Origin of the sequence: Klebsiella sp. BDA134-6, assembly GCF_015601345.1 — a bacterium.
Classification (GTDB): domain Bacteria; phylum Pseudomonadota; class Gammaproteobacteria; order Enterobacterales; family Enterobacteriaceae; genus Klebsiella; species Klebsiella grimontii.
Genome location: NZ_CP064784.1, coordinates 2,011,216 through 2,024,448 on the forward strand (window position 1 = coordinate 2,011,216; position 13,233 = coordinate 2,024,448).

Sequence of the window (13,233 nt, forward strand, 5' to 3'; positions counted from 1 at the left end):
ATTAGATTTCCACTTATCCGTAATTTAAAAGCAATACTCACTTTCCGTCGTAGAGATGCGTATAATGCGCGGCGTTTATATATTTATGCGCCTTGCTGAAGGAGAAAAAGATGACGGCAACAGTTCCGGTAATCACCATTGATGGGCCTGGCGGTGCGGGCAAAGGCACGTTATGCAAGGCAATGGCAGAAACGCTGGGCTGGCATCTGCTCGATTCTGGGGCGATTTATCGCGTGCTTGCTCTCGCTGCGCTGCATCACCATGTTGATGTGGAATCCGAAGAGGCGCTGGTGCCGCTGGCTGCGCACCTGGATGTTCGTTTTGTCTCCACTGACGGCAGCCTGGAAGTGGTGCTGGAGGGAGAGGACGTCAGCGCTGAAATTCGCACGCAGGATGTTGCCAACACGGCATCTAAAGTGGCTGCCTTTCCGCGCGTGCGTGAAGCGTTGCTGCGTCGTCAGCGGGCCTTCCGCGAATTGCCTGGCCTGATCGCCGACGGGCGCGATATGGGAACTGTCGTATTCCCTGATGCGCCAGTGAAAATTTTCCTTGACGCCTCCGCGGAGGAACGTGCTCATCGCCGCATGCTCCAGTTGCAGGAGAAGGGCTTTAGTGTTAACTTTGATCGCCTTTTATCCGAGATAAAAGAGCGCGACGATCGCGACCGCAATCGTACAGTCGCGCCCCTGATCCCGGCTGTCGATGCTTTAGTTCTTGATTCAACAGAACTAAACATTGAGCAAGTGATTGAAAAAGCGCTACACTATGCGCGCGAAAAACTGGCTTCCGCTTAATCGTCTTATCGATAAAGCACAACAGCCTCCGAATTATAGCAGTACCCCCGCAGCAATGGAGTGTTAGCGGGTATGTTAAACAACCCCATCCGGCATGGAGCCAGGTGGACGTTAAATATGAAACCTGAAGATTAAACATGACTGAATCTTTTGCTCAACTATTTGAAGAATCCTTAAAAACAATCGAAACCCGTCCGGGTTCCATCGTTCGTGGTGTTGTTGTTGCTATCGACAAAGACGTAGTACTGGTTGACGCCGGTCTGAAATCTGAGTCTGCCATTCCGGCAGAGCAGTTCAAAAACGCCCAGGGCGAGCTGGAAATCCAGGTTGGTGACGAAGTTGACGTTGCTCTGGATGCAGTAGAAGACGGCTTCGGTGAAACCCTGCTGTCCCGTGAGAAAGCTAAACGTCACGAAGCTTGGATCACGCTGGAAAAAGCTTACGAAGACGCTGAAACTGTAGTCGGTATTATCAACGGCAAAGTTAAAGGTGGCTTCACTGTTGAGCTGAATGGTATTCGTGCGTTCCTGCCGGGCTCCCTGGTAGACGTTCGTCCGGTGCGCGATACGCTGCACCTGGAAGGCAAAGAGCTTGAATTCAAAGTCATCAAGCTGGACCAGAAACGTAACAACGTTGTTGTTTCTCGTCGTGCCGTTATCGAATCCGAAAACAGCGCAGAGCGCGATCAGCTGCTGGAAAACCTGCAGGAAGGCATGGAAGTTAAAGGTATCGTTAAGAACCTCACTGACTACGGTGCATTCGTTGATCTGGGCGGCGTTGACGGCCTGCTGCACATTACCGATATGGCATGGAAACGCGTTAAGCATCCGAGCGAAATCGTAAACGTTGGCGATGAAATCACTGTTAAAGTGCTGAAGTTCGACCGCGAACGTACTCGTGTATCTCTGGGCCTGAAACAGCTGGGCGAAGATCCGTGGGTAGCTATCGCTAAACGTTATCCGGAAGGTACCAAGCTGACCGGTCGCGTGACCAACCTGACCGACTACGGCTGCTTCGTTGAAATCGAAGAAGGCGTTGAAGGCCTGGTTCACGTTTCCGAAATGGACTGGACCAACAAAAACATCCACCCGTCCAAAGTTGTTAACGTTGGCGATGTAGTGGAAGTTATGGTTCTGGATATCGACGAAGAACGTCGTCGTATCTCTCTGGGCCTGAAGCAGTGCAAAAACAACCCATGGCAGCAGTTCGCGGAAACCCACAACAAGGGCGACCGTGTTGAAGGTAAAATCAAGTCTATCACTGACTTCGGTATCTTCATCGGCCTGGACGGCGGCATCGATGGCCTGGTTCACCTGTCTGACATCTCCTGGAACGTTGCAGGCGAAGAAGCAGTTCGTGAATACAAAAAAGGCGACGAAATCGCAGCAGTTGTTCTGCAGGTTGACGCAGAGCGTGAGCGTATCTCTCTGGGCGTTAAACAGCTCGCAGAAGATCCGTTCAACAACTGGGTTGCACTGAACAAGAAAGGCGCAATCGTAAACGGTAAAGTTACTGCAGTTGACGCTAAAGGCGCAACCGTAGAGCTGGCTGACGGCGTTGAAGGTTACCTGCGCGCTTCTGAAGCTTCCCGTGACCGCGTTGAAGATGCAACTCTGGTTCTGAGCGTTGGCGACGACGTTGAAGCTAAATTCACCGGCGTTGATCGTAAAAACCGCGCAATCAGCCTGTCTGTTCGTGCGAAAGACGAAGCTGATGAGAAAGATGCAATCGCAACTGTTAACAAACAGGAAGATGCAAACTTCTCTAACAACGCAATGGCTGAAGCTTTCAAAGCAGCTAAAGGCGAGTAATCTCAGTCTTTCGGGTTACAACAACCTGAATTATGACGAGTTTACTTGACAGATTGCGGGATTCGTCCTGTAATCAAGCACAAAGGGCGGCTACGGCCGCCCTTGTTTAAGCTGTTAGCTAATTTTGCCTTGAAGGAAACCGGAGGAATAATGACCAAGTCAGAATTGATAGAAAGACTTGCCAGCCAGCAATCTCACATTCCTGCGAAAGCAGTGGAAGATGCTGTTAAAGAAATGCTGGAGCATATGGCCTCAACGCTTGCTCAAGGCGAGCGTATTGAAATCCGCGGTTTCGGCAGCTTCTCTCTGCATTATCGAGCACCTCGCACCGGGCGTAACCCAAAGACTGGCGATAAAGTGGAACTGGAAGGTAAATACGTTCCCCACTTTAAGCCGGGCAAAGAATTACGTGACCGCGCCAATATTTACGAAGAGTAAGTTTCGCCGATTGGCGACAACCTACTTAAACGTTAAAAAAGCACCCTCGGGTGCTTTTTTTATGCCTTTAAATCTCTCTTTGAAGCTACCTCGCAAAACCCAGGTCCTTTTGCACCAGAAAAGTAAATTCTCTGGATAGCGCGATGCAGTTTCTCGCCGTCCTCAGAGACAGCCTTCCTGTTTAGCGTAACACTCCCTCTGACAGGGAGGTGCTCATGCGTTTACCACAACTTGCGGGCTGCGTGATTATCGCAATCCTGCCGCTGCTCTGGTTGCCCATTCTGCCCGGGCGGTGGGTTACCTGGGGGTTAATGGTCCTGGCTCTACTCATTGCGCAATGTCGATGCAGACCTGCGCAATACGCGGCATTGATAACGCTGTTTTTTGTCTGGGGAGTGCTCAGCGCCCGCCAGACGCTATGGCCGACAGAGAGGTTAACGGACAGAAATCTGCGGGTTGAAGTTGAGCTGACAGCAACGGACGGGCAGACAACGCATCAGGGCAAAATTATTCGTCTGGATGGGCGGCGGCTGTTTCCTGCTCCGGGGATTAGCCTCTACGGCAACTATCTGCCAGAAACGCCCTGCGCAGGCCAGGTTTGGGCCATGACGCTGCGGGCGCGTCCGGTCCACGGTCAGCTCAATGATGGTGGGTTTGATAGCCAACGCTACGCATTATCGCAGCATCGTCCGTTAACCGGGCGCTTTATCACGGCTGAAATCCGGGAGCGGAACTGCAGTTTGCGAGCGCGTTATCTGGCTTCGCTGAATCACACCCTGGCCGCGTTGCCATGGCAATCGGTGATGCTAGGGTTAGGCATGGGGGAGCGTCTGGCGATACCGCGCGAGATAAAATCCCTGATGCAGGAAACCGGCATATCGCACCTGATGGCGATTTCTGGCTTACATATCGCGCTGGGGGCTTCTCTGGGCTGGTTGCTGCTCAGGGGCGCGCAATTCTTTCTCCCGTGCCGCTGGCTTGGCTGGCGAGCGCCGCTGCTCGTTGGCCTGGCGAGCGCGATATTTTACGCCGGGCTGACCGGCATGCAGCCGCCCGCGCTGCGCACCTGCGTTGCGCTGGCTGCGGGCTGCGCGCTAAGGCTATCCGGAAAACGCTGGTCGCAATGGCAGCTATGGGTCTGCTGCATTGGCGCAATACTGTTTGCCGATCCGCTGGCGATGTTATCCGAAAGCCTCTGGCTCTCCGCGTTCGCCGTAGCGGCGCTTATTTTTTTGTATCAACTGGCGCCGATGCCGGGCGGCAAAAAGAACTGGCTACTGCGTCAAAGCCTGGCGTTATGCCACCTGCAGATCGGATTGATGTTCCTGCTCGCTCCTCTACAGATTGCTCTGTTTCACGGTATAAGCTTAACGTCGGTGGTCGCCAACTTTATCGCCGTGCCTCTGGTGACCTTTGTCGTCGTCCCGTTGATCCTGGCTGCCATGTTTTTACACCTCTGCGCGCCGTCTATCATTGAGATGGCGGTCTGGCAATCAGCGGACAGGATCCTGGCTGCCTTATTCTGGTTATTACGCCAGCTGCCGCCCGGCTGGCTGGGGCTCGACGCTCGCTGGCTTGGGATAAGCATAGTGCCGTGGCTGGCGTTGATCGTCTGGCGATTTCATGCCTGGCGGACGGCGCCCGCATTTTGCTTAACCTGCCTCGTGCTGCTGAGCAGGCCGTTCTGGCGAAGCGCCTCAGTTGACGAATGGCGAGCCACTATGCTGGACGTAGGGCAGGGGCTGGCGGTGGTCATTGAACGTCAGGGCGCAGCGTTTCTCTATGACACCGGGCTTGCCTGGCCTGATGGCGACAGCGGCCAGCAGATTATTATCCCTTGGCTACGCTGGCATCATTTGCAGCTGGAGGGGATCGTTCTCAGCCACGAGCATCTCGATCACCGCGGTGGGCTCAACTCAGTGTTAAAAGCATGGCCGCAGACAGAGGTGCGAAGTCCGTTGGGCTGGGCTGGTCATTTAGCGTGCCGGCGCGGGGAAACCTGGCAGTGGCGAGGCTTAACCTTCCGCGCGCTCTGGCCGCTGCCCGGCGCGACAAAAACGGGAAACAATCGCTCTTGCGTGGTGCGAATTGATGACGGGAAGTACAGTATTCTGCTGACCGGGGATATTGAAACGCCGGCGGAGCTGGCGATGATTAGCCACTACTGGCAGCATCTTGCGTCTACACTTATCCAGGTTCCGCACCACGGCAGTAATACCTCGTCAGGGATAGCCCTGCTGCGGAGCGTTGGCGGCAAGGCGGCGCTTGCTTCCGCTTCCCGCTATAACGCCTGGCGTATGCCATCAACGAAAGTGATTCAGCGCTACCGAAATCAGAGTTATCAATGGTTCGATACGCCGCATCAGGGGCAAATTACGGTTGTTTTTTCCCCGGACGGCTGGCAAATCTATGGCTTAAGGGATCAAGTTTTACCTCGTTGGTATCATCAGTGGTTTGGCGGGAAGGCGTAGAACGGGTAGAATATGCGGCTATTTCAACACAAGCTGGTTTATTGAATGCAGAACGATAAAGATCTTTCCACGTGGCAGACCTTCCGCCGACTCTGGCCGATTATAGCGCCGTTTAAACCCGGGCTAATCGTTGCAGCGGTAGCGTTAGTGCTTAACGCGGCTAGTGATACCTTCATGCTATCGCTTCTTAAACCGTTATTGGATGATGGTTTTGGTAAAACGGATCGCTCCGTGCTGATATGGATGCCGTTGGTGGTGATCGGGTTAATGATTCTGCGCGGCATTACCAGCTACGTTTCAAGCTACTGTATTTCTTGGGTATCCGGCAAAGTCGTGATGACGATGCGCCGTCGTTTATTCAGCCATATGATGGGGATGCCGGTTGCCTTTTTTGACAAACAGTCCACCGGAACGCTTTTATCGCGTATTACCTATGATTCTGAGCAGGTCGCGTCTTCCTCCTCCAGCGCGCTGATTACCGTTGTGCGTGAAGGCGCATCGATTATTGGTCTGTTCGTCATGATGTTCTACTACAGCTGGCAACTGTCGGTCATTCTGATCGTGCTGGCGCCGATTGTGTCTATTGCTATTCGCGTGGTATCGAAGCGTTTTCGTAATATCAGCAAAAATATGCAGAACACCATGGGCCAGGTGACGACTAGCGCAGAGCAGATGCTGAAAGGGCATAAAGAAGTGCTGATGTTTGGCGGTCAGGCCGTCGAAACCAAACGTTTTGATAAAGTCAGCAATAAAATGCGCCTGCAGGGGATGAAAATGGTCTCCGCGTCGTCAATTTCTGACCCGATTATTCAGCTGATCGCCTCTCTGGCCCTGGCTTTCGTGCTCTATGCTGCCAGCTTCCCGAGCGTGATGGAGACGCTGACGGCCGGGACTATCACCGTTGTTTTCTCCTCGATGATCGCGCTGATGCGCCCGCTGAAGTCGCTGACTAACGTCAACGCGCAGTTCCAGCGCGGGATGGCCGCTTGTCAGACGCTTTTCGCTATCCTTGACTCCGAGCAGGAGAAAGATGAAGGCACGCGGATTATCGAACGTGCGAAGGGCAACCTCGAATTTAAAAACGTCACCTTCAGATACCCGGGACGTGAAGTCGCCGCGCTGCGCAATATTGACCTGAATATTCCTGAAGGGAAAACCGTGGCGCTGGTAGGGCGCTCGGGTTCGGGTAAATCGACCATCGCCAGCCTGATTACGCGTTTCTACGATGTCGATGATGGGCAGATCTTGCTGGACGGCCACGACCTGCGTGAATACACCCTGAGCTCCCTGCGCGATCAAGTTGCGCTGGTGTCGCAAAATGTTCATCTCTTTAACGATACCGTAGCGAATAACATCGCCTATGCGCGTACCGAAGAGTACAGCCGCGAGCAGATAGAAGAAGCCGCTCGTATGGCTTATGCCATGGACTTTATCAACAAAATGGACAATGGCCTGGATACGATTATCGGTGAAAACGGCGTGATGCTTTCCGGCGGCCAGCGTCAGCGTATCGCAATCGCTCGCGCCCTGCTGCGTAACAGCCCGATCCTGATCCTCGACGAAGCCACATCGGCGCTGGATACCGAATCCGAACGCGCGATTCAGGCCGCGCTGGACGAACTGCAGAAAAACCGCACCTCGCTGGTTATTGCCCACCGTCTGTCGACGATTGAGCAGGCTGATGAGATCGTGGTGGTGGAAGATGGCCAGATCGTTGAACGCGGTAGTCATACCGATCTGCTTGAGCACAAGGGCGTCTACGCTCAGCTGCATAAGATGCAGTTCGGCGCATGATTGCTCGCATCTGGTCCGGCGAGTCGCCATTATGGCGGCTGCTGCTTCCGCTCTCCTGGCTCTATGGCCTGGTGAGCGGGTTGATACGGCTTAGCTATAAACTGGGCTGGCGAAAAGCCTGGCGAGCGCCGGTGCCGGTCGTGGTGGTGGGTAACCTGACCGCAGGCGGCAATGGTAAAACGCCGGTTGTCGTCTGGCTGGTGGAACAGCTCCAGCAGCACGGTATTCGCGTTGGCGTCGTTTCTCGCGGCTACGGCGGTAAAGCGGCGAGCTATCCGCTGCTGCTTAATCCGAATACCCGCACCGGGGAAGCGGGGGATGAGCCGGTACTGATTTACCAGCGTACCGGCGCGCCGGTTGCCGTCTCGCCGGTACGCAGCGATGCGGTACAGGCCCTGCTCGCCGCTCACGATCTTCAGCTTATCGTCACTGATGATGGCCTACAGCACTATAAGCTGGCACGCGACAAAGAAATTGTGGTGATTGACGGCGTGCGCCGTTTTGGCAATGGCTGGTGGCTGCCTGCCGGCCCCATGCGAGAGCGCGCTTCGCGGTTACGCAGCGTGGATGCGGTTATCGTTAACGGCGGTCTCGCCCGTCAGGGAGAGATCCCGATGCAGCTTCGCCCCGGGCAGGCGGTAAATCTGCTGACCGGTGAACGCCGGGATGCGGCGGCATTGGGTAACGTGGTGGCGATGGCCGGAATCGGCCACCCGCCGCGCTTCTTCGCCACTCTTGAAAGCTGCGGCGTCAGGCCGGTAAAAACCGTCGCCTTAGCCGATCATCAGGCATTGGCGCCGAGCGCAGTTGCCGCTCTGGCGACGCTGCAGCAAAACCTGCTGATGACCGAAAAAGATGCGGTGAAGTGCCGCGAGTTTGCTCAGGCAAACTGGTGGTATCTCCCGGTCGACGCGATAATGACTGATGAACGCGCGCAGCGGTTGCTCACTGATTTAATTACGCTGGCGCAACGCTGACTTTGACCATCACCGCTTGCGCCGGAACCCTTAACGGAGAAGCTGCATGCCGGTATTGTCCCTCTCGCTCAAAGAAGCCCGCCATCTCCACCTTGCCGCACAGGGGCTGCTAAAAAAGCCCCGTCGCCGCGCAAAGCCCGGGGATATTCTGCAGACCATTAAGCAGATGTCCCTGCTGCAAATCGATACCATCAACGTTGTTGCGCGCAGTCCTTATCTGGTGCTGTTCAGCCGCCTCGGCCACTATCCGCAGCGCTGGCTGGACGAGGCGCTCCGCGCCGGTGAGCTGATGGAGTATTGGGCGCACGAAGCCTGCTTTTTACCGCGCAGCGACTTTTCGCTGGTGCGTCACCGCATGCTGACGCCCGATAAAATGGGCTGGAAATATCACCAGGCATGGATGACCGAGCACGCCGAGGGCATTCAGGAGTTGCTGGCCCATATTGCCGAAAATGGCCCGGTTCGCTCGGCCGACTTCGAGCATCCTCGCAAAGGCGCCAGCGGATGGTGGGAGTGGAAGCCGCATAAGCGCCATCTCGAAGGCTTATTCACCGCCGGTGAAGTGATGGTTATCGAGCGGCGTAATTTTCAGCGCGTTTACGATTTGACGCATCGTGTCATGCCTAACTGGGACGATGCGCGAGACGGGCTATCTCAGGAGCAGGCCGAAGCCATTATGTTACGCAATAGCGCTCGTAGCCTGGGGATTTTTCGCGCGCAGTGGCTGGCGGATTATTATCGTCTGCGTCAGCCCTCGCTACCGCTGCTGCTGGCGAGTTGGCAGGACGAGGGTCTGGTGGTGCCGGTTAACGTTGAGACGCTGGGCGAAATGTGGCTCCACCGTGATGCCCTGACGCTGCTGGAGTCCTCTCCCGCCGGTAGGCTCGCCGCAAGTCACAGCGCCGTGCTTTCGCCTTTCGATCCGGTTGTATGGGATCGCAAACGAGCTGAACAGCTGTTTAGCTTTACCTATCGGCTGGAGTGCTATACCCCCGCGCCGAAACGGCAGTATGGCTATTTCGTATTACCGCTGCTGCACCAGGGAAGACTGGTTGGCAGAATGGATAGCAAAATGCACCGCAAAACCGGCGTTCTGGAAATTATCGCCCTGTGGCTGGAGGAGGGGGTAAAGGTGACGTCCGGGCTGGAGAAAGGGCTTAAACGTGCAATCGATGATTTTGCCCTCTGGCAGGACGCCACGCGAGTGTCCTGCGGACGGCTACCTCCGGCGCTTTTTGCCGGCCTGCAACAGGGTTGGGAAATTGACGCCGCCTGAGCCCACGTGTGGTATGCTGCTGAAGAATCTATTCGGTCCATCTGGAGGAATCATGGATCACCGTTTACTTGAAATTATCGCCTGTCCGGTTTGTAACGGTAAGCTGTATTACAGCCAGGATAAGCAAGAACTGATCTGCAAACTTGATCGCCTGGCTTTTCCGCTGCGTGAAGGCATTCCCGTACTGCTGGAAACCGAAGCCCGCCCGCTTCCTGTAGAAGAGAGCCAGTCATGAGTTTCGTGGTTATCATCCCCGCGCGCTTTGCTTCTACCCGCCTGCCAGGGAAACCGCTCCAGGATATCAACGGCAAGCCGATGATTGTCCATGTTCTGGAACGCGCTCGCGAATCCGGTGCCGAGCGGATTATCGTTGCTACCGACCATCCGGACGTGGCACGCGCGGTGGAAGCCGCCGGTGGCGAAGTCTGCATGACGCGTGAAGATCATCAGTCCGGTACCGAACGCCTTGCCGAGGTGGTCGAAAAATGCGCCTTCAGCGATGATACTATCATCGTTAACATTCAGGGCGACGAGCCGATGATCCCGCCAGCTATCGTGCGTCAGGTAGCCGAAAATCTGGCGGCAAGTACGAGCGGTATGGCGACCTTAGCGGTGCCAATCCACGATGCGGAAGAAGCGTTTAATCCGAATGCGGTGAAGGTTGTGATGGATGCTGAGGGCTATGCGCTCTACTTCTCACGCGCCACCATTCCGTGGGATCGCGACCGTTTCGCCAAATCCCGCGAGACTATCGGTGATTCGCTGCTGCGTCATATCGGTATTTATGGCTATCGCGCCGGATTTATCCGCCGCTATGTGAGCTGGACGCCGAGCCCGCTGGAGCAAATAGAGATGCTCGAGCAGCTGCGCGTGCTGTGGTACGGCGAAAAAATCCATGTCGCGGTGGCGAAAGTGGTTCCCGGTACAGGTGTCGATACACCGGAAGATCTGGAGCGCGTTCGCGCGGAGCTGCGTTAATCCCCCCATCCCCTCCGCGAGGAGGGGATATCCCCAGGCCGTTATTCCATACTTTTTTACGTCAATTTTGATCTCACCCGATGACAACCCCTGCGCAGGCGCTCATTATGAAACCGGTAGTTTTCATAGGGGTAATCAGAAATGGAACAGTTGCGTACCGAGCTGAGCCACCTGCTGGGTGAAAAACTAAGCCGCGTGGAGTGCGTCAGCGAGAAACCCTCGTCGGCGCTGTGGTCGCTATATGATGCACAGGGAAACCCAATGCCGCTGCTGGCGCGCAGCTTTACGACGCCGGGGATAGCGCGGCAGCTGGCGTGGAAAATATCGACCCTCGCGCGAAGCGGCACCGTGCGTATGCCGGTTGTCTACGGCGTAATGACGCATGAAGAGCATCCCGGCCCCGATGTTCTGCTGATCGAACGGCTGCGCGGCGTCTCGGTTGAAGCCCCCGCACGTACGCCAGAGCGCTGGGAGCAGCTGCAGGAGCAGATCGTTGAAGCGCTGCTGGCCTGGCACCGCCAGGACAGCGGCGGCTGCGTCGGGATGGTCGATAGTACTCAGGAAAACCTCTGGCCGTACTGGTATCGCCAGCGTGTGGAGGTGCTATGGAGCACGCTGAATCTTTATCAAGATACCGGCCTGACGATGCAGGATAAACGCATTCTGTTCCGCACCCGCGAATGCCTTATGGATTTGTTTAAAGATTTCAATGATAACTGCGTGCTGGTACACGGTAGCTTCACGCTGCGCAGCATGCTTAAAGATCCGCGCAGCGATCAGCTGCTGGCGATGGTAGGGCCGGGCATGATGCTCTGGGCGCCGCGGGAATATGAGCTATTCCGTCTGGCCGATAGCGGTCAGGAAGAGGAGCTGCTGTGGCACTATCTCCGGCGGGCGCCGGTGGCGGAAGCGTTTCTCTGGCGGCGCTGGCTGTATCTGCTGTGGGACGAAGTGGATAATCTGGTGAATACCGGGCGCTTTGACCGCACCCGGTTTGATCTGGCGGCAAAATCAATCCTGCCCTGGATCGCCTGAGGATCCTTTCAGCCATTGCCAGATACGGCCTAACGCTTCGTAACCCACCCGATCGCTATGCATGAGCCAAACGGGCGAAGGGATTGCCCGTTCCCATGGGTTGAGCGGTGACTCAATCGCCAGCTGGTTAGCCGGTGCGGGCAGGGGGGTTAGCCCGGCGCGGCGAAAGAAAATCATCGCCCGTGGCAGATGCGAAGCGGAGGTAACCAGCAGGAACGGCGCATCGCCTATCGCCTCCTTCACCACGGCGGCTTCTTCTTCGGTATCTTTGGGTTTATCCAGAACGATGATTTCGCTGCGCGGTATCCCCAGGCTCTCGGCAACTCTGGCCCCGGCTTCCGCCGTGCTGACCGGATTCGTTTTTGCCGCGGCGCCGGTAAAAATGAGTTTCGAGCCCGGGTTTTCATACCACAGGCGGATTCCTTCCGTCAGCCGTGGCAGACTGTTGTTGATGAGATTTGAGCTGGGGGCCCAGCTCGGGTTCCAGGTGTAGCCGCCGCCAAGCACGACGACATACTGCACGCGCTTTTCATCTCTCCACGTCGGGTATTTATCTTCAATCGGCTTTAGCAGGCTATCGGCTACGGGTTGCAGGCTCAACAGCAGTAACAGTAGCCAGCCGAGGCTGACGCAGAGCTTGCCGGTGCGCTGGAAACGGCTAAACCACAGAAGCGCAATCCCGAGTGCAATCAGCAACAGCAGCAGGGGAAGCGGCAGCAGCATACCGCCTAAAACCTTTTTCAGCGTAAAAAGCATGCCATACGGTTCCTTTTTTAACCATCTAACCAAAGATATACCCGGATCTTACAACAGATCGCTTCATTCTCCGCGCGGGTATGACAAAATAGCGGCTTTGTGTTGGCGTGTGGAGTCACCCGTGCAGGATCGTAATTTCGATGATATTGCTGAAAAGTTTTCGCGCAATATATATGGCACCACCAAAGGCCAGCTGCGGCAGGCGATCCTCTGGCAGGATCTGCAACCGCTGCTGAAGCAACTGGGACCAGGGCCATTGCGAGTTCTTGACGCGGGCGGCGGCGAAGGGCAGACGGCGATCAAAGTGGCGGAAATGGGCCATCACGTCACGTTATGCGATCTTTCCGGTGAAATGGTGGCTCGCGCCAGGCAAGCGGCTGCCGATAAAGGTGTGATCGACAACATGCATTTTGTACAATGCGCGGCTCAGGATATTGAGCAGCATTTGGAAAGTCCGGTCGATCTGATACTGTTTCATGCGGTGCTGGAATGGGTAGCCGAACCTCAGGCGATGTTGCGTACGCTGTGGGCGATGCTACGTCCCGGCGGCGCGTTGTCGCTGATGTTCTACAATGCTAACGGTCTGTTGATGCACAATATGGTCGCCGGAAATCTCGACTATGTGCAAATCGGCATGCCGAAAAAGAAAAAACGCACGCTGTCGCCGGACTATCCGCGCGATCCGCAGCAGGTTTACGGCTGGCTGGAAGAGATTGGCTGGCAGATTACCGGTAAGACAGGCGTACGGGTGTTTCATGATTATCTGCGTGAAAAACACCAACAGCACGACAAATTTGCGGCGCTGCTGGAGCTGGAAACGCGCTACTGTCGCCAGGAGCCGTATATTAGCTTAGGCCGTTATATTCACGTCACCGCGCTTAAGCCGCAGATGCAAGGATAAAC

General features: G+C 55.6%; 12 protein-coding genes. 11 read left to right on the top strand and 1 reads right to left on the bottom strand.

What is annotated here, in order from left to right:
- The first annotated feature begins 110 nt into the window (after positions 1-110).
- The 10 genes from cmk to IYV58_RS09250 all read left to right on the top strand — a co-directional run bounded on the left by cmk (position 111) and on the right by IYV58_RS09250 (position 11,574).
- Positions 111-794 carry a (d)CMP kinase gene (gene cmk / locus IYV58_RS09205; RefSeq protein WP_004130946.1) on the top strand — a complete coding sequence of 228 codons (684 nt, stop codon included), beginning with the start codon at positions 111-113 and terminating at the stop codon, positions 792-794.
- 137 nt (positions 795-931) lie between these two features.
- A complete protein-coding gene (rpsA, locus tag IYV58_RS09210; protein ID WP_004100702.1) occupies positions 932-2,605 on the top strand; it encodes a 30S ribosomal protein S1 in 1,674 nt (557 codons plus the stop codon).
- Between the two features lie 150 nt (positions 2,606-2,755).
- On the top strand, positions 2,756-3,043 hold the full coding sequence (gene ihfB, locus IYV58_RS09215) for an integration host factor subunit beta (RefSeq protein WP_004100704.1): 288 nt from the start codon (positions 2,756-2,758) through the stop codon (positions 3,041-3,043).
- Positions 3,044-3,258: 215 nt separating this feature from the next.
- Positions 3,259-5,514, top strand: a complete 2,256-nt coding sequence (locus tag IYV58_RS09220) for a ComEC family protein (protein ID WP_195729534.1) — start codon at positions 3,259-3,261, stop codon at positions 5,512-5,514.
- 45 nt (positions 5,515-5,559) lie between these two features.
- The gene (gene msbA / locus IYV58_RS09225; RefSeq protein WP_004130949.1) at positions 5,560-7,308 is read left to right on the top strand and encodes a lipid A ABC transporter ATP-binding protein/permease MsbA; all 1,749 of its coding nucleotides are present in this window, start codon (positions 5,560-5,562) and stop codon (positions 7,306-7,308) included.
- On the top strand, positions 7,305-8,285 hold the full coding sequence (gene lpxK / locus IYV58_RS09230; RefSeq protein WP_142468754.1) for a tetraacyldisaccharide 4'-kinase: 981 nt from the start codon (positions 7,305-7,307) through the stop codon (positions 8,283-8,285). The genes msbA and lpxK overlap by 4 nt, the downstream gene beginning before the upstream one ends.
- A gap of 46 nt (positions 8,286-8,331) precedes the next feature.
- Positions 8,332-9,561: a winged helix-turn-helix domain-containing protein gene (locus IYV58_RS09235; protein WP_142468753.1), complete on the top strand. Its 1,230-nt coding sequence runs from the start codon at positions 8,332-8,334 to the stop codon at positions 9,559-9,561.
- Between the two features lie 52 nt (positions 9,562-9,613).
- Positions 9,614-9,796 (top strand): protein YcaR, encoded by a 183-nt coding sequence (gene ycaR / locus IYV58_RS09240; RefSeq protein ID WP_004130952.1) that lies wholly within the window; start codon positions 9,614-9,616, stop codon positions 9,794-9,796.
- The gene (gene kdsB / locus IYV58_RS09245) at positions 9,793-10,539 is read left to right on the top strand and encodes a 3-deoxy-manno-octulosonate cytidylyltransferase (protein WP_004130953.1); all 747 of its coding nucleotides are present in this window, start codon (positions 9,793-9,795) and stop codon (positions 10,537-10,539) included. Before ycaR ends, kdsB begins: the two co-directional genes overlap by 4 nt.
- A 141-nt stretch (positions 10,540-10,680) precedes the next feature.
- Positions 10,681-11,574: a YcbJ family phosphotransferase gene (locus IYV58_RS09250; RefSeq protein ID WP_004130954.1), complete on the top strand. Its 894-nt coding sequence runs from the start codon at positions 10,681-10,683 to the stop codon at positions 11,572-11,574.
- On the opposite strand, the gene elyC is transcribed toward IYV58_RS09250, so the two are convergent.
- A complete protein-coding gene (gene elyC, locus IYV58_RS09255) occupies positions 11,551-12,330 on the bottom strand; it encodes an envelope biogenesis factor ElyC (protein WP_049113078.1) in 780 nt (259 codons plus the stop codon). The two genes, IYV58_RS09250 and elyC, sit on opposite strands and share 24 nt — an antisense overlap.
- A 121-nt stretch (positions 12,331-12,451) precedes the next feature.
- Between elyC and cmoM the strand changes: the two genes are divergently transcribed.
- A complete protein-coding gene (gene cmoM, locus IYV58_RS09260) occupies positions 12,452-13,231 on the top strand; it encodes a tRNA uridine 5-oxyacetic acid(34) methyltransferase CmoM (protein WP_004130957.1) in 780 nt (259 codons plus the stop codon).
- Positions 13,232-13,233 lie beyond the last annotated feature (2 nt).